General features: G+C 67.8%; 20 protein-coding genes. 11 read left to right on the forward strand and 9 right to left on the reverse strand.

The window, feature by feature from the left end; translation table 11 throughout:
* Window positions 1–16: 16 nt before the first annotated feature.
* Window positions 17–916, forward strand: a complete 900-nt coding sequence (locus tag NA4_RS02020) for a fructosamine kinase family protein (RefSeq protein WP_067462938.1) — start codon at window positions 17–19, stop codon at window positions 914–916.
* Here NA4_RS02020 and NA4_RS02025 read toward each other — a convergent pair.
* Window positions 852–1,850: an RNA polymerase sigma-70 factor gene (locus NA4_RS02025; protein ID WP_084496723.1), complete on the reverse strand. Its 999-nt coding sequence runs from the start codon at window positions 1,848–1,850 to the stop codon at window positions 852–854. The two genes, NA4_RS02020 and NA4_RS02025, sit on opposite strands and share 65 nt — an antisense overlap.
* 91 nt (window positions 1,851–1,941) lie before the next feature.
* Complete coding sequence (locus NA4_RS02030) at window positions 1,942–2,709, reverse strand: SDR family NAD(P)-dependent oxidoreductase (protein WP_067462941.1); 768 nt, start codon at window positions 2,707–2,709, stop codon at window positions 1,942–1,944.
* Between the two features lie 295 nt (window positions 2,710–3,004).
* Between NA4_RS02030 and NA4_RS02035 the strand changes: the two genes are divergently transcribed.
* Complete coding sequence (locus NA4_RS02035; RefSeq protein WP_067462944.1) at window positions 3,005–3,412, forward strand: YciI family protein; 408 nt, start codon at window positions 3,005–3,007, stop codon at window positions 3,410–3,412.
* Window positions 3,412–4,581, forward strand: a complete 1,170-nt coding sequence (locus NA4_RS02040) for an RNA polymerase sigma factor (protein WP_067462947.1) — start codon at window positions 3,412–3,414, stop codon at window positions 4,579–4,581. Before NA4_RS02035 ends, NA4_RS02040 begins: the two co-directional genes overlap by 1 nt.
* A 79-nt stretch (window positions 4,582–4,660) precedes the next feature.
* Here the strand turns inward: NA4_RS02040 and NA4_RS02045 are convergent, their stop codons facing one another.
* The 3 genes from NA4_RS02045 to NA4_RS02055 form a co-directional block, all read right to left on the reverse strand.
* Window positions 4,661–5,203, reverse strand: coding sequence for a TetR/AcrR family transcriptional regulator (locus tag NA4_RS02045; RefSeq protein ID WP_067462950.1), 543 nt, complete (start codon window positions 5,201–5,203; stop codon window positions 4,661–4,663).
* Complete coding sequence (locus NA4_RS02050; protein WP_067462952.1) at window positions 5,200–6,036, reverse strand: alpha/beta fold hydrolase; 837 nt, start codon at window positions 6,034–6,036, stop codon at window positions 5,200–5,202. The genes NA4_RS02045 and NA4_RS02050 overlap by 4 nt, the downstream gene beginning before the upstream one ends.
* A 432-nt stretch (window positions 6,037–6,468) precedes the next feature.
* On the reverse strand, window positions 6,469–7,704 hold the full coding sequence (locus NA4_RS02055) for a phthiocerol/phthiodiolone dimycocerosyl transferase family protein (protein ID WP_067462954.1): 1,236 nt from the start codon (window positions 7,702–7,704) through the stop codon (window positions 6,469–6,471).
* 235 nt (window positions 7,705–7,939) lie between these two features.
* On the opposite strand from NA4_RS02055, the gene NA4_RS02060 reads away from it, so the two are divergent.
* The 4 genes from NA4_RS02060 to NA4_RS02075 all read left to right on the forward strand — a co-directional run bounded on the left by NA4_RS02060 (window position 7,940) and on the right by NA4_RS02075 (window position 12,384).
* Window positions 7,940–8,848 (forward strand): DMT family transporter, encoded by a 909-nt coding sequence (locus NA4_RS02060; RefSeq protein WP_067462956.1) that lies wholly within the window; start codon window positions 7,940–7,942, stop codon window positions 8,846–8,848.
* Between the two features lie 55 nt (window positions 8,849–8,903).
* Window positions 8,904–9,566, forward strand: coding sequence for a class I SAM-dependent DNA methyltransferase (locus NA4_RS02065; protein ID WP_067462958.1), 663 nt, complete (start codon window positions 8,904–8,906; stop codon window positions 9,564–9,566).
* Between the two features lie 136 nt (window positions 9,567–9,702).
* Window positions 9,703–11,040, forward strand: coding sequence for a WS/DGAT/MGAT family O-acyltransferase (locus tag NA4_RS02070; RefSeq protein ID WP_067462961.1), 1,338 nt, complete (start codon window positions 9,703–9,705; stop codon window positions 11,038–11,040).
* A 219-nt stretch (window positions 11,041–11,259) separates the two neighbouring features.
* Window positions 11,260–12,384 carry an NAD(P)H-dependent flavin oxidoreductase gene (locus NA4_RS02075; RefSeq protein ID WP_067462964.1) on the forward strand — a complete coding sequence of 375 codons (1,125 nt, stop codon included), beginning with the start codon at window positions 11,260–11,262 and terminating at the stop codon, window positions 12,382–12,384.
* Between the two features lie 205 nt (window positions 12,385–12,589).
* Here NA4_RS02075 and NA4_RS02080 read toward each other — a convergent pair whose 3' ends face one another.
* Window positions 12,590–13,366, reverse strand: a complete 777-nt coding sequence (locus tag NA4_RS02080; protein ID WP_067462967.1) for a GntR family transcriptional regulator — start codon at window positions 13,364–13,366, stop codon at window positions 12,590–12,592.
* Window positions 13,367–13,606: 240 nt separating this feature from the next.
* Here NA4_RS02080 and NA4_RS02085 point away from each other — a divergent pair, with 240 nt between their 5' ends.
* Complete coding sequence (locus NA4_RS02085; RefSeq protein ID WP_067462971.1) at window positions 13,607–14,962, forward strand: ABC1 kinase family protein; 1,356 nt, start codon at window positions 13,607–13,609, stop codon at window positions 14,960–14,962.
* 269 nt (window positions 14,963–15,231) lie between these two features.
* On the opposite strand, the gene NA4_RS02090 is transcribed toward NA4_RS02085, so the two are convergent.
* A complete protein-coding gene (locus NA4_RS02090) occupies window positions 15,232–15,831 on the reverse strand; it encodes a DUF459 domain-containing protein (protein ID WP_067462973.1) in 600 nt (199 codons plus the stop codon).
* Between the two features lie 338 nt (window positions 15,832–16,169).
* Between NA4_RS02090 and NA4_RS02095 the strand changes: the two genes are divergently transcribed.
* On the forward strand, window positions 16,170–16,952 hold the full coding sequence (locus NA4_RS02095) for a 2OG-Fe(II) oxygenase family protein (RefSeq protein WP_245671035.1): 783 nt from the start codon (window positions 16,170–16,172) through the stop codon (window positions 16,950–16,952).
* A complete protein-coding gene (locus tag NA4_RS02100; RefSeq protein WP_245671036.1) occupies window positions 16,939–17,715 on the forward strand; it encodes an SDR family NAD(P)-dependent oxidoreductase in 777 nt (258 codons plus the stop codon). The genes NA4_RS02095 and NA4_RS02100 overlap by 14 nt, the downstream gene beginning before the upstream one ends.
* Before the next feature lie 6 nt (window positions 17,716–17,721).
* Here the strand turns inward: NA4_RS02100 and NA4_RS02105 are convergent, their stop codons facing one another.
* A complete protein-coding gene (locus NA4_RS02105; RefSeq protein WP_245671037.1) occupies window positions 17,722–18,579 on the reverse strand; it encodes an SDR family NAD(P)-dependent oxidoreductase in 858 nt (285 codons plus the stop codon).
* 20 nt (window positions 18,580–18,599) lie between these two features.
* The gene (locus NA4_RS02110; protein ID WP_067462979.1) at window positions 18,600–19,499 is read right to left on the reverse strand and encodes a polysaccharide deacetylase family protein; all 900 of its coding nucleotides are present in this window, start codon (window positions 19,497–19,499) and stop codon (window positions 18,600–18,602) included.
* Between the two features lie 438 nt (window positions 19,500–19,937).
* Here NA4_RS02110 and NA4_RS02115 point away from each other — a divergent pair, with 438 nt between their 5' ends.
* On the forward strand, window positions 19,938–22,259 hold the full coding sequence (locus tag NA4_RS02115) for a lysylphosphatidylglycerol synthase transmembrane domain-containing protein (RefSeq protein ID WP_067462982.1): 2,322 nt from the start codon (window positions 19,938–19,940) through the stop codon (window positions 22,257–22,259).
* The last annotated feature ends 19 nt before the right edge of the window (window positions 22,260–22,278 follow it).

The following is a 22,278-nucleotide window of genomic DNA, read 5'->3' on the forward strand; positions in this document are numbered from 1 at the left end:
GTGGTTCACTAGCCTCATGTCAGGGGTGGAGCTCCTCGCTCAGCGGCTGGAGGAGGCAGGCTTCGCGGTCGCGGGACTCGAGGCGACGACAGGCGGGTGCGTCTGCGTCGCTGCGATGGCCGCGCTGTGCGACAGCGGCCGGGTGTTCGCGAAGACAATGGCCGAGCCGGAGCCGACAATGTTCACCGTCGAAGCGGCCGGGCTATCGGCGTTGCGTGAGCTCGGTGGCGTGCGCGTCCCAACGGTTGTGCATGTCTCACCACAGCTGCTCGTGCTCGAGGAACTGCAGCCCCGCACCGACAGGGAGCGGTTCTGGGATCAGCTCGGCCGCATGGTCGCTGAGCTGCACACCTCCACCATCTCCGGTCGGTTCGGCTGGCACCGGGACGGTTGGCATGGCCGGATGAGGCAGGACAACTGCTGGGAGACCGATGGACATGCGTTCTTCGCTCAGCACAGGATCCTCCGGTGGCTGCGGGAACCGCTGGTCCTGACGGAATTCGACATACCGGACCGGCTGGCGGTGGAGCGGCTGTGCGCCGAGCTTCCGGAGCTGATCCCGCCGCATGCACCGGCGCTGACCCACGGAGACATGTGGCCGGGAAACATCCTGGCCGACAGCTGCGGTGAACCCGCCCTGATCGATCCGGCCGTGTCCTATTGCTGGCCCGAAATCGACCTGGCCGCATTGTGGTGCCAACCCCGCGCGCAGGAGTCGGAACGGTTCTTCGCCGTATACGAGGAACTCGCTCACCCCTTCGACGGCTGGCGGGACCAGGCGCAGTTGCTGCGTATCTGGGACCTGTTCAGCGTGGTAGCACATGGTCTCGACACATGGGGCGCAGCGGACATTATCCGGAAAGTAGTCGCCCCCTTCCGTCGTCGCTCCGCGTCAAGCCGCGAGCAGGCCACGTAAGCCTCGTCAGTGCGTCTTCGGTCCGGGTGGCCTGGTTCGCTTCGCGGAAGGTCGCCCAGGTATCTGCCACGGGACCGACGTGTCCGAGCTTGTCGGGGTTGATCACCGAACGGATGGTTTGGATCTGTCCGTCGAGGATGTCGAGGGCCCAGATGTTGAGGACCTTTCCGTCCCGGTCGCGGAAGATTGCGCCAGGCTGGCCGTTCACTTGGTGCGGCTCCATCGTCGCGCCGCTCCCGGCCAGCAGTGCGACGAGCGCGGCGAGCGCCCCAGCCACATCTTCGGCACCGATGAAGCGGTCGGCCCATTGCGGGGCTTTGCCGCCGCTGTCGCCGACCAGCTGGACGTCGGCGGCCAAGAGCGTTGTCAGCCCGTCGACGTCCCCGTCCCGGAACGCATCGAGAAATCGCCCGGCGAGTTCCTCGCGCTCGGTTCGGTCGGCCTCGAACCGGGGGCGGCCGCGGTCCATGTGGCGGCGAGCCCGGACCGCGAGCTGGCGGCACGCGGCCTCCGAGCGCCCCACCGCCGCCGCGACCTCTCCGAAGCCGAACCCGAACACCTCCCGCAGCACGAACACGGCGCGCTCGAGCGGGCTGAGCCGTTCGAGCAGTAGCAGGGCCGCCATCGACACCGAGTCGGCCAGCTCCGCCGACCGCTGCGGGTCCTGGTACGGGTCGGTCAGCAGCGGCTCGGGGAACCACGGCCCGACGTACTCCTCCCGCCGCACGCGGGCCGACCGCAGCACGTCGATCGCGATCCTGCTCACGGTGGCCGACAGGAATGCTTTGGCCGAGGCTGGTTGGGTTGGGGAGGCCTCGTAGCGCAGCCAGGTCTCCTGGACCGCATCCTCGGCCTCGCTCGTACTGCCGAGAATCCGGTAGGCGATCGAGAACAGCAGCGGCCGCAGGTTTTCGAACTCTTCGGTCCGGGTCACGTCAGCTCCTCCTTGCAGTGGTGTGTGATCAACGAGAACGCGCCCGCCGAGGCTGTCTACGCCGTCCGTCTTCCGCGGGCCGGGCCCTCTGTCACCAGGGCACCGGACCCTCCTCGCTGATAAACCCGGCGGTCGGTCCGTCCGCGTCGAGCGTGGCCATGCGCACCAGGACCGCAGCGCCCTGGGCGATCGTCAGGAGCCCGGTGTGGTTGTTGCTGTCGGTATCGACGTAGCCGGGGGCGACGGCGTTGACGAGGATGCCGTCCTTCCGGAGCTCGTTGGCGTACTGCACGGTCAGCGCGGTGAGTGCGGACTTGGACGGCGAGTATGCCGCCGAGGGCAGCAGCGCCGCGAAGGGGCCGTCGGGGTCGCTGCTGAGCGTCAGCGACGCGGCGTGCGAGCTGACGTTCACGATGCGCGGCGCCGGCGACCGTCGCAGGAGCGGCAGCATGGCGTTGGTCACCGCGATCACCCCGAAGACGTTGGTCTCGAACACCTCCCGGACCATATCCAGGTCGACGGTGCTGGGGACCTGATCGAAGGCATCCATGGGCGAAACCTGTCCGGAGCCGGTGATGCCGGCGTTGTTGATCAGCACGTCGAGATGTCCGAAGCGCTCCTCGACAAACTTCGCGGCCGCTGCGACGGTGGTCGCGTCGGTGACGTCCAGGGTGACCGCATGCACATCCCCACCGGCCGCGCGCAGCGCCGCAGCGGCCTCCTCGCCGCGGCGCGGGTCTCTGGCGCCGATCAGCACCGTCATACCCAGCGCGGCGAGTTGCTCGGCAGCCCCACGGCCGATCCCCTTGTTCGCTCCGGTCACCAGCGCGACGTGCTGTTGTGTGGTTTGTTCTGGCACGACTAGCTCCTTGTTATGGGCGGGTGTGGTCTTCGTAGAACCACCTTCGACACCCGAGACGAGACAGCGCAGCCGCCTGTGACATGCGGACAGAAATCAGCTGTCCGGCACCCCGCCCCGGAAGCCAGGTCAGGGTGCGGGTCATCTTCTGACCAGTTCGTGCGCCGCGGTCGCCGGATGAGTAGGCCCTGGAAAAAAATTCGAGAAAAGTTCGGCGGTGGATGTCGAGAACGTCGTGACGGCTCCGTCCCAGGGGTGAGCGATCAACTACGGTCGCAACCGAAGGGAGAATGTCATGGCCAAGTACCTGCTCCTCAAGCACTACCGAGGCGCCCCGGCTGCCGTCAACGACGTGCCGATGGACCAGTGGACGCCCGCCGAGATCGAGGCGCACATCCAGTACATGAACGACTTCGCGGCCCGGCTGGAAGGCAGCGGCGAGTTCGTCGACGGCCAGGCCCTGGCGCCGGAGGGCGCATGGGTCCGCTACGACGGCGACGGCAAGCCGCCCGTGACCGACGGCCCGTTCGCGGAGACCAAGGACCTGATCGCGGGCTGGATGGTCATCGACGTCGACTCCTATGAGCGCGCCGTCGAACTGGCCGGCGAGTTGTCCGCAGCGCCAGGCGCGGGCGGCAAGCCGATCCACGAGTGGCTCGAAGTTCGGCCGTTCCTGACCGCCGCGCCGACTGTCACCGAGTGATGGACGCCGACGCGGTGGACGAGGCCCAGCTGCGGGATTTGATTCCCGGCGTCTTGGCGGCCCTCGTCCACCGCGGGGCGGATTTCGCGACCGCGGAGGACGCCGTCCAGGAGGCACTGGTCCGGGCCGTCGAGACGTGGCCGAACCAGCGTCCCAGCGACCCCAAGGGCTGGCTGATCACCACGGCGTGGCGTTGCTTCCTCGATCTCGCCCGCTCCGACACCGCGCGGCGCCGCCGCGAACTTCAGGTCTCCGACGAGCCGCCGCCCGGACCGACCGCGTCGGTGGATGAAACGCTGCAGCTCTACTTTCTGTGCGCGCACCCGAGTCTCACCTCTGCCTCGGCCGTCGCCCTGACGCTGCGGGCGGTCGGCGGCCTCACCACCCGCCAGATCGCGCAGGCGTACCTCGTGCCAGAAGCGACGATGGCCCAGCGGATCAGCCGGGCCAAACGCACCGTGAGCAACGTCCGGCTGGATCGTCCCGGAGACCTGCACACCGTGCTTCGCGTGCTGTACCTGGTGTTCAACGAGGGGTACAGCGGCGAGGTCGACCTCGCCGCGGAGGCGATCCGGCTGGCCAGGCAGCTGGCCGCGACTACCGGCGACGTGGAGGCCGCGGGACTGCTCGCTCTGTTCCTGCTCCACCACGCGAGACGCCCCGCCCGCACGCGCGCCGACGGCAGCTTGGTGCCGCTGTCCGAGCAGGACCGTGGCCTCTGGCGGCGCGACCTGATCGCCGAGGGCGTGGCCGTGCTTCAGGCCGCGCTGGCCCGCGACCGGCTCGGGGAGTACCAGGCGCAGGCCGCTATCGCGGCCCTGCACGCCGACGCGCAGACCGCAGGCGAGACGGACTGGGTGCAGATCGTCGAGTGGTACGACGAGTTGGTCCGGCTCACCGGCAGCCCGGTGGTGCGGCTCAATCGCGCCGTCGCCGTCGGTGAGGCCGACGGACCGCAGGCAGGGCTCGCCGCACTCGCCGAAGTCGACCCGGGCCTCCCGCGGTACACCGCTTCGGCCGCCTACCTGCACGAGCGGGCGGGTGACGTCGCCACGGCGGCGCAGCTCTATGTGGATGCCGCGGCACAGGCGCAAAACCTCGCCGAGCGCAACCACCTCACGCTCCGGGCGGCCGCCCTCCGCCACCGCTTCTCCGGCGAAGGAGGCTGAACGAGGTCTCGGCGCCTCCCCCGCTTCGACGTGACGCCAGGCCTCGCCACGCAGCGGCGCCCGGCGAGATCACCGCAGGCTATTTCGGCGCCGCGGCCAATCGCAGTACTCCGTCGCGTAGATCGGTGCGGCATTCGCCTGCGGTGAGCTCGGCTAGCGCAATCTCGGCGATTGCGGCGACCAGCAACGCGGCGATCGGTTCCGGGTCTTGCCAACCTATGGCGGCCAGGTCGGCGGTGATCATTTCAGCTGCTTGCCGGTTGCGGGCGGCGACCTCGTCGCCGAGACCGGCTTCCGTGCGCGCCTGGACGAGCAGTGCTTTGGTGGCCGGTTCGGCCAGGCAGCCATCGAGATATCTGTCGATCGCGGCCGCGAGGCGTTCATGTCCGGGTTCGGCGCCCGCGATGGTCGCGGTCACCGACTCGATCAGTTTGTCGTGGAACGCGCGATGCAGAGCGATGATGTAGTCGCTGCGGCTGCGCCAATGCTGGTAGAAGCTGCCTTTGGCCATATTCGCCTGCGCGGCGATCGCGTTCACCGACACCCGGCTCAGATCCTCCGCGGCCAACAGTGTCTGGCCGGCCTGGAGGAGTGCACGACGTCCGGGTTCGGCGGATCTCATGACGTCATTCCAGCATGCCGGAGCAGGAACGGTGTCACCGTTTCGAGGAACAGGGCCGGCTGTTCGCAGAACGGCTCGTGCCGGGTGGGAAGCACCACGACATCGGCATGCGGCAGAACTTGTGCGATCCCACGTCGGCTCAGCAGCCACGGGTTGATCGGATCGAATTTGCCCCACACCACCAGCGCGGGTATTTCGGGGAGCAGCGGCGCCTGCGTCCGCAGATCCAACCGCGGATCGGCGAAACTGCGCCACACGGAGCGATAGACGTCCAGCCGACTGGACACTGCCGGGATGCGCCGGGCCCGTTCGTAGACCGCGCGCACTCCGCCTCTGTCCAGTGGGCCGAGATAGGCCCGCGCTGACGGCGTCACCGCAACACGTGCGACACCTCGATCGCCCATGATCCGAAAGAGCGCCCGGGTCATGGGATTGACCGGGGCGAAGCCCGCGGACTGCACGAGCACCAGTCCGGCCACGGCGCCGGGCCTGCGCTGCGCGAGACGCATGGCAGCGTAACCACCTACGCTGTTGCCGATCACCGTCACTCGTTGAAAGCCCCTCGTCGCCAAAATGTCCCATACCTGACCGGCTACCTCGGCCAATCCCTCGGCAGTGACCGCGAGCGGATCGGCCACCGTAGACCGGCCGTAGCCGGGCCAGTCGACCGCTGCGATCGACCACCGATCGGCGAGTTCGGCCACGATCGGGTCGAAGTCGCGGTGATCGCCCGGATTGGCATGGAGCAAGAGCAGATTCGGTGCCTGGGCCGGATCGGGGCCGGTGAGATGCACGGCGATCTCCCCGAGTGGGGTGGATACGGTCTGAATCATGGCTTCTCCCAGTGTCGTACGGCATGCAGGACGTCGAGCAACCGCGTTGCGACTCTGGTCGGTTCGGTCGTCCAGTACTTCGACCACGCGTGCCGGTTGCAGGGTTCATCGGGCGCGGGAACTCGCCCATTTGGCCAGGTGATGAGCTGTTTTCTCGGCGACCGGGGCGGTCGCGGAGGAAACGATGCATGTCACCACGGTAGCGATGACCGACCGGTCGGTCAACCTCGGATACAGGGCAGTTGCTCCCCTTCTTCAGGTCACGCGTATTTCTCCCGCACTGCGGCGAACCGTCAGAGCTACATGCGCCGAGTGCGTGTCAGCTGCGGACAATCGCTTCGCGGCCAGCCGTGTCCGAGGCAGAATGCACCGAGCGATACTCAGACGCAGCCGAACAGATGCGGTGCCAGCCGGTCGAAGCGGAGCGTTCGATCAGACGAGTACCGAGCGGAGGTTGCGTTCCAGTACCTCGATGCGGTGGCGCTGGAGGTCGGTGAATTCCGGCGGGTGGTGGATTTCCACGCTCAGGCGGCCCGCGAAGGTGCTGATGACGCAGGTGCCGCCGCCTGGTTGTTGCGGGCGGCGGCCGGTGAGGTCCGGTTTCGCCAGCATGGTGGAGTGGAAGTCGTCGATGCGCAGAGCGTCTTGCTCGGGCAGCTGTGGGATGGTGCCCCAGTTGGTCGCGATCACCACACCGGGGAGCGCCGGCGGGGGTGCGGCGGCCATGTCGGGGATGTTCAACGGGGTCCGTTGCACGATGCCCGCGGATAGGCCCGCGTGCAGGGCGTCGCTGATGCCACGGGCCAAGCCGACCAGTGTCACGTCGGCTTCGGGGGAGAGGTAGTTGGCGAATCCGAGGACGTTCGTCCCCTCGGTCGCGTCGACTTCGGGGCTCATCCTGGTGCGTAGGTCAACGGAGTACAGGTAGAGCAGTCCGGTCAGAGGCAGTTCGCGAACCTCGGCCTCGGTCCGCAGCAATGCCGCAGACACCAGGCCGTGCACCGTGACGTTCTCGCGGTGACCGAGTTCGACCAGCGCCGCGGTCTCGTCTCGGGTGAGCCGGCAACGGGTCGTGCGCAGCACGGGGTAGTCGTCGTCGCGTGGCTGCGAAACGGGTTGCGGAGCAGTCGATTCACCCGCTGGCGGCCCTCCGGGCAGCACCATCTTCTCGATGCCCCGCGCCGCGAGCAACTGCTCCACCGGCTCGGGAAACGCGTGCACCGGCAGGTCGAGCGGGCGCCCCGCGGCGGCGTCCCGGTACCCAGCCCACAGCGCGTCGACCACGGCGAAAGCGTGCGCGGCGTCGGCGACGCTGTGGTGGATCATGAGCGTCACGCCGGCGGTATCGCCAGAGCGCACCACGCACAAGGCGCAAACACCAACGCGCTGATCGAATTTTGCACCGGTCAGCGGCATTTCGGGGTCCGCGTCGGCGACAAAGATCTCGGGGGTGGCGTCGGAGACGGCGAACGCATGACCGCCGCCTTCGGCCACCTCGATGCGGGCGCGCAGGATCGGATGCGCGCGGGCGACGGCCTCGAAGGCCGCCGTCAGAGCCGTCAGGTCCAATGGGCCCGATACCTGTGCCGAATACCCGATGAAGACCTCGCCCGCGGCGAACATCAGTTCGCTCGGGGCCAGCCGGCGGATGACGTCGACCACGATCATGCATTCCCTTCGCTCCCGGCGAGACTAGCTCGAACGTCATTGCCGTGCCGACTATTCGGGAAAACCGGGCGAAGAGGACAGCTCGACCAGGGTGAAACCTGCCTTGTTCAGAACTGGGAACTGGACCTGTCGGATGATCGGATCATTTGATTAAGCTCCGAGTGATCGAAAGCGAGCGGAGCATGTCACGAACCGATCCGATCCTCATTCCCCGGCGCCGATCGGCGGTCGCGCGATGACGCGACGCGGATGGGCGCTGTTCCTGGCGATGGGCGTGATCTGGGGTGTGCCGTACGCGATGATCCGGATCGCGGTGGAGGATCTCGACCCGATAGTGGTCGCGTTCGGGCGCACGCTGATCGGCGGGCTGCTGCTGTTGCCGATCGCGCTGTACCGCGACGCATTGACTCCGGTGCTGCGGCGCTGGCGGCCGCTGCTGCTCTACACCCTGGTCGAGATCACCGGCCCGTGGTTCCTGATCGGGTACGCGGAAACCACGCTGAACAGCTCGACAGTCGGGTTGCTGATCGCCGCGGTTCCGCTGATCGCGGTGGTGATCGTGACCAGGCTCGGCCATGACCGGTTCGACGCGCGCCGGGTGACCGGTCTGCTCGTGGGATTCGCTGGTGTCGCCGCACTCGTCGGCCTGGATATCGATCTGCGGAATCCGGCGGCCATCGGCGCGATCGGCCTGACGACGATCGGATACGCGGTCGGTCCGATCATCATCAACCGGGCACTCGCCGACCTGCCTCCGCTGGGTGTGGTCACCGGCTCTCTGTTGCTGGCCGCGGCGCTCTACGCCCCGTTGGCGGGATGGCTGTGGCCCTCGCACATCACGGCCGATTCCGCGTGGTCCGTGCTCGGCCTGGCGGTGATCTGCACGGCCGTCGCGTTCCTGTTCTTCTTCGCGTTGATCTCCGAAGTCGGTCCCGCGCGCGCCACGGTGATCACCTACATCAACCCGGCGGTCGCGATCCTGCTCGGCGTCACGGCGCTCGACGAGCCGCTGACCGCGGGCATGGCGATCGGCTTCCCGCTGGTCATCCTCGGCTCGATTCTCGGCACCGCGCGCAGCCGCGCCGAGCCGGCTCCCGAGGATCCGCCCGTGCCCACCGCGGCCGCCCCACTACCCGAGAGGTAATCGCTCCGCGGGGCGTCCCGGGCCTTCGATCCGACCGCGTAATACGCTGCTGTGGATGCTGGACTCGACTGAAGACTCCGCGGACGAATACGCCGACGTGACCGCGACGCGCATCGCTTACGACGACGTCGCCGAGCTCTATGCCGAGCTTTTCCGGCACCAGCTCGTCGGCCAGCCGTTGGATCGGGCGATGCTCGCCGCGTTCGCGGAGTTGGTGGCGGACAGTTCCGGCCCCGTAGCGGATCTCGGCTGCGGCCCCGGGCGGGTTGCCGCGCATCTCGCGACGCTCGGCGTGCGGGTCTTCGGCATCGACCTGTCATCGCGAATGATCGCGCTCGCGCGGGCGCAATTTCCACACCTGTCCTTCGACCAAGGTTCCTTGGAACAGTTACCGATCGGCGACGGAGAGCTCGGCGGGATCGTCGCCTGGTATTCCTTGATCCACCTCCCACCCGATCGCGTGCCGCAGGTGTTGGACGAGTTTTCTCGGGTACTCGGGGACAAAGGCCACTTGCTGCTGGCGTTTCAGACAGCCGATCGTCCCGACGCGGTAGAAGCGTTCGACCACAAGGTGACTCGCGCCTATCGGTGGGCGCCGAAACGACTCGCGCGTCTGCTTACCGATGCCGGGTTCACCCTGATCGCCCGTATGGTTCGTGAGCCGGAGCCCGATGAACGGTTCGGACAGGCCTACCTGCTGGCTGCGAAGGTTCGGTGATTCGCCGAACACGACCGGTCCGGTGCAGGTAAGTTGATCGTGTCGCGGCGATTTCCTGGGCTGCGCGGGCCCGCCGACAACGTGGTCGATAGCAATCAACAACACTTTCACCACTGTCGTCAGGGGGCGACCCATCATGGAATTCATCGCGCCGGTCGATGCGGTCTTTCTGCTCGCCGAATCCCGCGAACAGCCGATGCACGTCGGATCGCTGCAACTTTTCGAGCCGCCGGAAAACGCGGGCGCCGACTTCGCCGCGCAGGTTCATGAAAAACTCTTGCGCTGCACCGATATCGATCCCGCCTTCCGCAAGCATCCCGCAACGGTATTCGGCACACCGCAGTTGGCGTGGACGTACGCCGAGAACGTCGAACTCGGCTATCACGTGCGGCGGCAGGCCGTGCCCGGGCCCGGACGGATGGACCAACTCGTCGAGCTGGCCTCCGGGCTGCACGGCAGCCTGCTCGACCGGCATCGCCCGCTGTGGGAGATCCATCTGATCGAGGGCTTGGCCGACGGACGGTTTGCGCTGTATTCGAAGATGCACCACGCCTTGATCGACGGCGTTTCGGCACAACGCCTTTTACGACGCACGTTGACCAGCGACGCGTCCGCCACAGCGGCGCGGGTGCCGTGGCATCTGCCGAGGACACGGCACAAGGCGGAGCCGTCCGGTGTGCGGGCCGCGACACGAAACCTGTTGTCGGCGGCCACTTCCGGCGCGTCGGTGCTGCGAGCCGCTCGGGAGGCCCTGCTGCGGCAGCAGCCTTTCACGGCGCCGCGCACGATGTTCAACGTGCCGATCGGCGGTGCGCGCCGATCGGTGGTGCGGTCCTGGCCGTTGGAGCGGCTGCAGCAGGTCAAGAAGGCGACCGGGTCGACGCTCAACGATGTGGTGCTGGCCATGTCGGCGGGCGCGCTGCGCCGCTATCTGCTCGAACGGGATGCGTTGCCGGACAAACCGTTGATCGCGATGGTTCCGGTGTCGCTGCGTTCCGAGGACGACAACGAGACAAACGGCGTGAAGGTCGGTGCGGCGCTGTGCAACCTCGCCACCGATCTCGCCGATCCGCTGGAGCGGCTGCGCGTGGTCAGCGCGTCGATGCGCGACAGCAAAGAGGTCTATCGCGCGCTGTCGTGCAATCAGACGATGGCGCTGTCGGCGTTGATGCTCAGTCCGCTGGCCCTCAATCTCGTGCCCGCGCTGATCCCCTGGACCAATCCGACGTTCAATATCGTCATCTCCAACGTGCCGGGTCCTGGCGAGCCCATGTACTGGAACGGGGCGCGCCTCGATGCCAGTTACCCGCTGTCGATCCCGTTCGACGGGCAGGCGGTGAACATCACGCTGACCTCCAACGCGGGCAACCTCGATTTCGGCCTGGTCGGCTGCCGCCGCAGCGTGCCGCAGCTGTCCCGGCTGCTCGATCACCTGGAGGACTCCCTGGCCGAACTCGAGCACGCCGCGGACTGACGTCACGGCAGCACTCCCCCAGAAAACTAGAACGTGTTACTGTCGATGCATGGTGGGCGGGCCTGTCGATGGCGCCGCGGCCGCTTCATGGCGATATCTGCGGTTGCGGCGGCATCGACGCGCTGACGGCCCGCCGGACCGCGCGACCATTATGTAACTCGTTCTATGACATCTGCGCCGCGCCGTTCGCGGCGGAGCAGTGAGGGAGACCAGCACGCCATGCGTACCGAAATCTGCGAACGGCTCGGGATCGAATTCCCCATCTTCGCCTTCACCCACTGCCGCGACGTGGCGGCCGCGGTCAGCAACGCAGGCGGGCTCGGCGTGCTGGGTGCGGTCGGCTTCACCGCCGAGCAGCTGGAGGTCGAACTGGCCTGGCTCGATGAGCACGTGCAGGGCGTCTACGGCGTCGATCTGGTGATTCCCTCCAAGTACGAGGGCAAGGGGATCGAGGGCCTCACCCCCGAACAGTTGGAAGCGAAACTGGCCGAGCTGGTTCCGCAAGGTCATCGCGACTTCGCCGAGAAGCTCCTCGCCGATCACGGCGTACCCGAACTGCCCGAGGGCGAGCACCACAACCAGCTGCTCGGCTGGACCGCCACCACCGCGGGCCCGCAGGTGGAGGTGATCCTGCGGCATCCGAAGGCGAAACTGGTCGCCAACGCGCTCGGTACTCCGCCGGAGGACGTGATCAAGCAGGTACAGGACTCCGGCAGGCTGATCGGCGCGCTGTGCGGCTCGGTCAAGCACGCGCTCAACCACAAGAATGCCGGTCTGGACTTCGTCGTCTGCCAGGGCACCGAGGGCGGCGGCCACTGCGGCGAGGTCTCCTCGCTGGTGCTGTGGCCGCAGGTGATCGACGCGGTCGGCGACCTGCCGGTGCTGGCCGCTGGCGGCATCGGGAACGGCCGTCAGGTCGCCGCGGCCATGGCGATGGGCGCTGCTGGCGCGTGGACCGGCTCGCTGTGGCTGACCGTCGAGGAGGCCAATGTACCGCCCGCGCAGATGCAGACCTATCTCGAGGCCACCAGCCACGACACCGTGCGGTCACGCGCCTGGACCGGCAAGCCCGCCCGAATGCTGCGCAACGACTGGACCGAGGCATGGGAGCAGGCCGACACCCCTGATCCGCTGCCGATGCCGCTGCAGATGATGGTGGCCCTGGACGGCGTGAAGCGCGGACACCGCTACCCCGAGGCCGCCAAGGACGTCAACTTCAACCCGGTCGGGCAGATCGTCGGCATGATGAATCGGGTGGAGCGCTCCGCCGACGTGGTGAACCGGCTGATCGAGGAGTATGTGGAGGCGTGCGAACGTCTCAACAAGATCAACGGCGGAATCTGAGCCGCCGGAACGCTATCGGCGGAGAAGACCGGACCGGGCCGGTTGCCGATCTTGTTTTGGCCGCCGACCCGGACCAATTGTCTGAGACATGCGTCGAACCGCTCCCGCCCTGCACGCTGCCGCGACTTACCCTGCGGCGAGAAGCACTCCCGCGCATGTCCAATGTCCGTCTCAGACGGACTGTGCAGCGTACGAACGACAGCGGCTATGCCGTGGCAGCGCGCGTTTCCTCGACAGGCAACTCGACCCCGCCCACCAGCTCCTCGAACCGCGCGACGACCTTTTCGTGGTACATGCCGAACAGATCCTCGAACAGCGCCAGTTGCGCCTCGCTCGGCCCGGAGCCGGAAGCCCACACCGCGGCAAGCGCGCGCCAGACCAGGACATGCAGGTCGGGCGCGCCCGCGAAGTACGCCTCGACCGCCTCGGGGACCTCGAGCACCATTTCGCCGATCGAGTTCAGGATCGCGCGCTGCATGGTGAGACCGAGCGCGGTCAGCATCCTGCGCACCAGCGCGACTTCGATGGTCAGCAGCCGCCGCAGATCCGGAACATCCTGGCGAGCAATCGTTTCGAGCTCGTCGATCGAGGCCTTCCACTCGGCCATGTCGATCTCCTGCGAGCCACTGGTGTAGGCGAGCAGCGCCTCGAACACGAGATTGCGCTCCACGTCCACGATGTCGTGGAACATCTCGATCGCGAGGTCGGGCATGGGAATCGAGAAGCGGAACAGTTGGCGGTACACGTCGACGCCGCCGGACTCGCGAACGTCCCGAATCGTGAATCCCTTGCCGCGCCGAGCTTCGACGAAGCCGTACGACTCCAGCCGACCCAAAGTCAGCTGCGCCGTCGCGCGGTTCATGTCGAACTCCTCGGCCACCTGACGCACCGACGGCATGAGATCCCCCGGTTGATATTCACCCGCGGCAACCCGGCGCGCCAGCTCGTCGGCAACGTCGGCGACCACCGTCTGGGATCCCATCGAAGTCACCTTTCGACTATTTTCGAATACGTCCCAGACAGTCTAGGCCCTACTGTTCGGTACTGCACCTATGTCACACTTGTCCGCGCAACTGTGAGGTGACTCATGACCTTCCGGCCCATCGGTGAACGCCCCGGGGAACCGTTCCCGGGCAAGCGATCCCGGCTCTTCGCGTCGCGATCCTATGATAAACCTCCAGTTCACAGTGCAATTCGCGGCGCCAAGCTCGCCGCGCTCCCGATGGCCTTCGCCGGACGTCAGGCGGCGGGCGCCGGTAAACGCGCATTCGGGAAATCGGCCGAAGAAGTCAATCGCGACATCCAGCTCCGCACCGCACAGCACATTTTCGAAGTACTCGGCGAGCTGAAGGGCTGCGCCGCGAAACTGGGTCAGTTGCTGGCCATCTACGAACTGGCGCTGCCACAGGAGCTCGCCGAGCCGTACCGGATCGCGCTGAGCAGGCTGCAGGACGCCGCGCCGGCCATGCTGCCGCACACTGTGCACGCCGCCATGGCGGCCAGTATGGGCGAGCAGTGGCGGTCGCGATTCCGCGAGTTCGACGACCGCCGCGCCGCCGCGGCATCGCTCGGCCAGGTGCACCGCGCGGTCTGGCACGACGGCAGGCAGGTCGCGGTCAAGGTGATGTACCCCGGCGGCAGGCAGGCGGTGGCGGGTGATCTGGACCAGCTGCGCCGAATCTCCTATCTCGCTTCGGTTTTCCTGCCCGGCGCGGACGTCGAGGCGGTGACCGAGGCGATCTGCGCGTCGGTCACCGACGAACTCGACTACGCGGCCGAGGCCGGCCACCAAAGGGCTTTCGCCGCCGCCTATGCCGACGATCCGGACTTCCACGTGCCGAACGTTGTCGCACAGCACGGCGACGTGCTGATCAGCGAATGGATCGAGGGCACGCCGGTGCAGCGGATCATCGCCTCCGGGTCGCGGGCCGAGCGAGACCGGGTCGGCATGCTCATGGTCCGCTTCGTCACCTCGGGCTGGGGCAGGCACGGCCTGCTGTACGCCGATCCGCACCCGGGGAACTTCCGGCTGCTGCCCGACGGCCGGCTCGGCGTGGTGGATTTCGGCGCCTGCTGCGCATGGCCGCCCGCGGGTTTCGCCGAGCTGACCCTGGATTACTGCAAGGCGATCTTCACCGGCGGCCCTGAAGACCTGGCGGCCGCGACGCGCAGGCACGGATTCGTGCAGTCCGGACGCGCCTTCGATAGCGCGGAGCTCTACGCCGCGATCAGCCCGTGCGGCGAGCCGCTACGGCACTCGACCTATCGGCTGACCACGCGCTGGTTGCGCCGGCAGGTGCTGCGCACCACGAATCCCCGCCTGTCGAACGTGCTCCGGCAGACGACCATGCCCGCCTACTGCACTCCCTTCGCCCGCTCGTTCCTGACTCTGGTCGGCGTGCTCGGCCAGTTGGAGACCGAGGGGCACTATCGCGACGAAATCCTCCGCTGGTTACCGGAATTGGCCGAGGCGTTCACCTCTGACGAGGACGCTACCTGCACTGCGCGGCCGGTAGATCTGGACGCGGTGCGCAGGCGTCGGTCCGCAGCCGGTGAGCGCAGCCGGTCCATCGGCTGACCCGATCGGCGACGCGCGCAATCGGACGCGCCGTGGGGGCATACGCCCAGGCGCGGTGGAGGGCTGCCCGCTGCGCGTCACACGCGTGCTGCGGCATCCGCACTGACGGTCGTCGAGTTCAGCGCAAAGAATCAACGCCGTCGGCCCGGCTGCGACAGTCGGCAGTGTCATCGACCATTGGGGCGCTCACGGGGGACTTCGACAGCACGTGGGAGCGATCGCCCAATCCGATTGCGGCGGCTGGCTTTCCCGCTGACCAAGCGAAACGATCAGCGCAACAACCACTCCCGCCACCGCGGCGCGATCAGGGCGGCGACCTCGTCATAGCCCGCCGCCCCGGGATGTGCGCCGTCGCCGGCACGGACCTCGGCGGCCCACACCGCGTTGTCGCACAGCGGCTGATACACGCTCACGTAGGGCACGCCCGACGCCGCACAGGTCTGTGCGAACCGCGCGTCGAGCGCGGCCGTGCGGGCATTGTGTTCGTCGTCCGCGATCGGCGGCGGTGCCACCACCAGCACCGGCCAGCCTCGCTCGGCGGCCTGCGCCAGCAGGCGCTCCAGATTGGCCACCGACTGCGCGGGCGACACTCGTGGACCGCCGTTCTCGTACAAGCCGTCGTTCACGCCGAACGACAGCACCACCCTGGCGTCCACGCCCTCGGGCAGCCGCGGCGAGCACTCGATCAGCCAGCGGTCCAGGATCTCGGCCGAGGTCTGCCTACGCACGCCCAGGTTGTACCCGGTCAGCGGCACCCCCTCCGCGTGCGCCGCCGCCGAAAGCCGACCGGCCCAGCCCAGGCAGCGTTCGTCGCCGACGCCGGCGACGAACGAGTCTCCAACGAAACACACACGCAGATCACGGCTCACCGCCCGATCCTCGCAGCGCGAGACTCGGACGCGTGCAGCGGGTGCGGGCAATATGCGGCTGCCTCGCCTTCGCTCGGCCCGGCGCACGAGCGACTGCTCGAACCCTTCACTCGGCCCCGCGCACGAGCGACTGCTCGAACCCTTCACTCGGCCCCGCGCACGAGCGACTGCCCGAACCCTTCACTCGGCCCCGCGCACGAGCGACTGCCCGAACCCTCGCTCAGCCCGCCGCGCGAGCGGCTGCTCGAGCCTTGGCTCAGCCCGGCGCGGGCTGAGGACGGGCTCCGTCCGACTGCGCCATTTATGATCGCGGAGGGTCAGACCGGGAGGGAGTGATCGTGACAACCGAGTCGGGGCTCGCGGTGCCGGAGTGGTTCGCGGAGTTGTTCGCCCATCGGCGCTGGGTCCGGCGCAGCCAACCGTTTCCGCACGTGTACGCCCGCGACGTCTTCGTTCCGGAGTTCTATCAGCGACTGACCGACGAACTGGACCGGGTTCGCCGCGAACGTCCCGGGCTGTCCGGTTCGGTCGCCGACGGCTACAGCGCGGACGGCATTCGCCTGGCCGATCTGCGCGACGGGCCGCTCGCGATATTCGCCTCGCGGGAGTGGCACGACCTGGTCGCCAGGGTCGGCGGCGTCGCGGCGACCGGCGATATCGAGGGATCGGTGCACCATCACCGTCCGGGCAGTCCGTTCGGCTGGCCCCACAACGACCTCAACCCGGCTTGGTTCCAAGGGCCATCCCCTGGTCCCGGCGAGGTCCGGTTGCCGGACGGGACGGTCGACACCAAGACCGGGGCACGCGCGCCCGGCGTCGTCGCACGCGAGACCGTTCGCGGCGTCGCGGTGCTGTTCTATCTGGGCAATCCCGGGTGGGAGCCCGGCGACGGCGGCGAGACCGCGCTGTACGACCACGTCGCCGACGACGCCACGCTACCGTCGGTGACGCTTGTTCCGCCGCTGGACAATTCGCTGATCCTGTTCGAGGTCACGCCGCGCAGCTGGCACACCTTCGCGGGCAACAACGCCAAAGACCGCAACAGCGTGGTGATGTGGGTGCATCGCACCAAGGTGGATGCCGAAGGGCGCTGGGGAGGAGACAAGATTGTCCACTGGTGAACGCCGCGTGTGCCTGCTCACCGGCGCCAGCGGCACGCTCGGCGACGCCTTCTGCCGTACCTACTACCGCGACTACGACATCGTCGCCGTGTGCCGCACTCGCACGCCCGCCGCGCCGTCGCAACTGGAGTGGTACGTCGATCCGCTCGCGCCGGACGCGGCGCTGCCGGAGAACGAATCGCGCATTTTCGTGGTCCGGTCCGATCTGACGCAGCCGGGTGAGGTGGACCGGGTCGTCGACTTGGCGTTGGCCCGGTTCGGCCACGTCGACCTGCTGGTGAACAACGCGGCGCACCTGCGGCTGCACCCGCGCGGCATCGTCGACGGAGACGCGGCACTGGAGGACTTCGATCGCCATTTCGCACTGAACGTCGGTGTGCCCCTTCGTCTTGCGACGCGTTTGGCACAGCGATGCTGGTTGCACGCCGGTCCGGAGAACCGCGCGCGCAACCGCAACATCGTCAACGTCTCGAGCATCTCCGGATCGGAGGTGTACCCGGGACAGACTCTGTACTCCGCGTCGAAGGCCGCGCTGAATCAACTGACTCGTGGTATTGCCGCCGAGTTCGCCGAGTTCGGTGTGCGCGCCAATGCCATCGCGCCCAACAGTTTTCCCGCGCTCGTGCCCACCGAGCAGGTCGCTCGGGCGATCGCCGAGCTGGACGCGAGCGACCGGTCGGGCGCGGTGTACGGCGTCGAGCTGGACCCGATGGACGAGCCGGAGGGCGTCAACTCCCTCCGGCTCGCCGACGCCGAACCCTGACCGCCGCTATTCCGCGGTCGCGATGCCGGTGGCCTGCTCGGACAGCGTCCACAATCGCTGTGCGAGACCGGCATCGATCGCCTGCTTGTTGCTCGGCGGCTCCAGCTTGAATCGGTGGAAGTACTGCCCGTTGATCGCCTCGCCGTCGGCGGTGGTGGCCAGATGCACCAAGGGCTCGGCGCCCTTGTCCGGGCGGATGAAGAACGGGCGCGACAGCGGAGACCGGATGAACCAGCCGAGGCCGAGCGGCGCGTTGTCGTAGACGTGAGTGGCGACTGCCCCGGGGTGGAAGGCCGCGGTGGTGAGACCGGTGCCCTCGGTGCGGCGGGCCAGCTCCCTGGTGAACAGGATGTTCGCGAGCTTGGACGCGGCGTACGCGCCGAGTTGGTTGAACGAACCCGTCGGCTCGTTGACCGTGTCCAGGTCCAGCTTGGCCATCCGGTAGGTCGTGCTCGAGGTGTTGACCACCCTGGCCCGCGACTGGGTCAGGCGCTCCAGCAGGAGGTTGGTCAGCAGGAACGACGCCAGATGGTTGACCTGGAAGGTCAGCTCGTTGCCGTCGTCGGTGACGGTGCGCTTGGGCCAGGCGCCGCCCGCGTTGTTGGCCAGCACATCGATGCGCTGATACCGGTCGAGCAACTGATCGGCCAGCTTGCGCACGTCATCGAGCCGGGCGAAGTCGGCGACGAACGGCTGCGCGCCCGCGTTCGCCGCCACCTCCCCGGTGCGTTCCGGCGATCGGCCCACCACCGCGACGGTGGCGCCGCGCGCCGCGAGCCGCTGCGCCGCCTCGGCGCCGATGCCGGAGCTCGCACCGGTCACCACTATCGTCTTACCGGTCAAATCCTTGTCCTGCATTGCCATTCCCGCCTCCCGAGCATCGGCTATGTGACCCGATCGTCTTCGGATCGCGCGGATTCGGCAAGTGCCGACGCGCCCGTGTAGTGCTCGGCGATCTCGTCGCTGGTGGTCAGCCACACCCCGGGGTGGGTCGCCACGTAGTCGAGGGCTTGGTCCAGATATTTGATCCGGAATGCCCGGCCGATCACGAACGGGTGCAGGGCGAGCGCCATGACGCGGCCGCTGTCGGCCGACTCGGCGTAGAGCTGGTCGACTTGGTCACGGACGATCCGCACGAATTCCGGCCCGCTGGTGGCCTTGCCCAGAAACAGGGTGTTGTCGTTCAGTTCCACCGAGTAGGGGACGCTGAGCATGCCCGGCACGGACAGGGGATACGGCTGATCGTCGTTGGTCCAATCGAGCACATAGTCCAAGCCGAGTTCGGCGAGCAGTCGCGGGGTGTGGAACGTCTCGGTGAGCGCGGGACCCATCCAGCCGCGCGGCATGCGGCCGGTCGCGCGTTCGATGGTCGCGACGACGTCGGCGAGATAGGCGCGCTCCTGGTCCACCGACATGTCCGCCTGGAAGATCGAGTTGTTCTTCCCGTGCGCCAGCCACGCCCAGTTCCGCTGCACGCCCGCGGCGATGATCTGCGGATTGCGGGCGGCGACATCGGAGTTGAGTAGCGCGCTGGCCCGGATGCCGTGCCGGTCGAGCACCTCGATCACCCGCCAGATGCCGACCCGCGGCCCGTAATCGCGCCATCCGTAGTTCAGCGGATCGGGCGCCAGTCCGGCGGTGCCGGGAAAGATGCTCGTGCTGGGCCGGTCCACCTGATAGTGCTCGATGTTGAGACCGACATAGAACGCCACCCTGGCCCCGCCGGGCCAGTGCACCGGCGCGCGCTCGACGATCGGGCTGTAGTCGAAGAGTTCGTTGTCCATGCCCACATGCTCGAACTTGACACCAATGTCAGGATCAACCTCGAGCACGAGTGATGTGCGGCACAGTAGGTGGAGAACCTTGCAACAACCAGCGGATATCAAGAACATCGCCGCATGCGCCGCGCAGTATCGTGCAGCGAACGCAACAACTGATCTCGTACGCACCTGGGTAAGCCGCCGGGCACGCCCAGAACACCACCGGCACCCAACGCAGGACCTGAAGCAAATCCTGCGCCACCCGACTGGTACGGCCGGAAGACCCGGAGAGGCGGAGGAGCACAGCACATGGGCAACTCGTCGGGTACGCCCAGAACACGAGCGGCACCCAACGCAGGACCTGAACGCAAATCCCGCGTCACCCGACTGGTACGGCCGGAAGACTCGGAGGGGCGCAAGAGCGGGCGGGAAATCCCGGTCACTGGTAGCCTGCTACAGCCGATGATCCGGCGGACGAGCGATATAGTCCGGGTCGTCCTCGCGATGCTGGGGGTGGCGATCGTCGTCGCGGCGTCGCTGATCACCCGGCCGGAATGGCTGGCGCTGGAAAGTTCGGTATCCACCCTCGTCGACTTCCTGAATCCCGCCCAGTCGAATCTGGTGTATCTGGTCTACGGCATGGCGATCGTGGCCCTGCCGTTCGCGATCCTGATCGAGCTGATCATCGGCAGGCAGTGGAAGTTGCTGGCCGGTTATGCCGCGGCCGGAGTGGTCGCCGGACTGCTGCTGTCCATCACCGGCACCGGACTGTCCGCGCCGAAATGGCACCTCCAGGTGCCGGACCGGTTGGACACGTTCCTGTCCCAGTTCCTGGACGATCCCCGCTGGATCGCGATGATCGCCGCGATGCTCACCGTGTCCAGCCCCTGGCTGCCCACCCGGCCGCGTCGCTGGCTGTGGTTCCTGCTGCTCGCCTTCGCGCCGATGCACCTGGTGGTCAGCACCGTGGTCCCGGCGCGGGCGATGTTCGGGCTCGCGGTCGGCTGGCTGGTCGGCGCGGTGATCGTGCTCGTGGTCGGCACGCCCGCGCTCGAGGTTCCGCTCGACGCCGCCGTCCGGGTGCTCGCCAGGCGCGGCCACGTCGTCACCGGGTTCACCGTGGTGCATCCGGCCGGTCGCGGGCCACTGGTGCTGGCCGCCGCCGTCGAGGGGCCCGAGCGCGAGCTGGTCGTCGAGATGTTCGGCAAGAACCAGCGCAGCTTCGGTGCGCTGCGGCAGGTGTGGCGCTGGCTCACCTTCCGCAGCAGCGAAACCGCGGCCATGCACGGGTCCATGCACCGCGCGGTCGAGCACCGCGCGCTGATGGCGATCGCCGTAGGTGACCTGGGCCTGGCCAGCTGTACGCCGGTCGCGGTTGCCGCGCTCTCCCGTGGCTGGATGCTGTTCGCGCACACGCAGCCGCGGGGCAAGGCGATCACCGAGTCGGCCGAGGAGGTGCTGCCCGGTCTGTGGCAGGCACTCGACACCCTGCACCGGAAGCAGATCTCGCACGGGGATCTGCGACCTGTCGACATCCGCGTCGAGGAGGGAGCGACAGCTTTCGGCGGCTTCGGCAGTGCCGAGTTCGGGGCGTCGGACGCGCAGCTGCAGTCGGACATCGCCCAATTGCTGGTGACGACCACCGCGGTCTTCGGCAAGGAGCCCGCGGTACGGGCGGCCATCGACGCGCTCGGCGAATCGCGGGTGCTCGCGGCGGCGAGCCGGTTGACCAAGTCGGCCATACCCACCGGGATTCGCAAGTCGATCCCGGACTGGAAACACGCGCTGTCCGGCGCGCGCGAGGAAGTGCGTAAGCAGACCGGGCAGGACCGGATCGAGGCCGAGCAGATCACCCGGTTCTCGCGGAACCAGATCATCCAGTTGGTCCTGCTGATCGGGCTGGTGTATGTCGCCTATCCGTTCATCAGTGCGGTGCCGACCTTCTTCACCCAGCTGCGAACGGCGAACTGGTGGTGGGCGCTGCTCGGGCTCGGGGTCTCGGCGCTGACCTACGTCGGCGCGGCGGCAGCGCTGTGGGCCTGTGCGTCCGGTGCGGTGAGCTTCCGGAATCTAGTGATCATGCAGGTCGCGAACACCTTCGCCGCGACAACGACCCCCGCGCGGGTGGGCGGGCTCGCGCTGAGCGTGCGCTTTCTGCAGAAGGGCGGTATCGGTGCGGTCCGTGCGACAGCGGCGGTGGCGCTACAGCAGGCCGTGCAGGTGATCACGCACATCAGCCTGCTGCTGGCGTTCAGCATCGTGGCGGGCACGTCCGCGGATCTCTCGCACTTCGTCCCCGACGCCACGGTGCTGTATCTGCTCGCCGGTGTGGGCGTGGGTATCGTCGGCACCTTCATGTTCGTGCCGAAGCTGCGCCGCTGGCTGAACAACGCGGTCCGGCCGCAACTGCAGGAAGTCCTCGGCGAACTCGCCGATCTGGCCCGCGACCCCAAGCGGTCCGCGGTGATCGTCCTCGGCTGCGCGGCGATCACCCTCGGTTTCGCAGGCGCGTTGTGGGCCAGTGTGGAGGCGTTCGGTGGCGGCACGACATTCGTCACCGTCACCATCGTCACCATGATCGGCGGCACGCTGGCCTCGGCCGCGCCGACTCCGGGCGGTGTCGGTGCGGTCGAGGCCGCGCTGATCGGCGGTCTGGCCGCATTCGGCCTGCCCGCGAACATCGCGGTGCCCTCGGTGCTGCTGTATCGGGTGCTCACCTGCTGGCTGCCGGTGTTCTGCGGCTGGGCCACCATGCGGTGGATGACCGCGAGGGACCTGATCTGAGCGGCTGCTTCGCCTTCAT

This window comes from Nocardia amamiensis NBRC 102102 (assembly GCF_001612745.1).
Taxonomy (GTDB): domain Bacteria; phylum Actinomycetota; class Actinomycetes; order Mycobacteriales; family Mycobacteriaceae; genus Nocardia; species Nocardia amamiensis.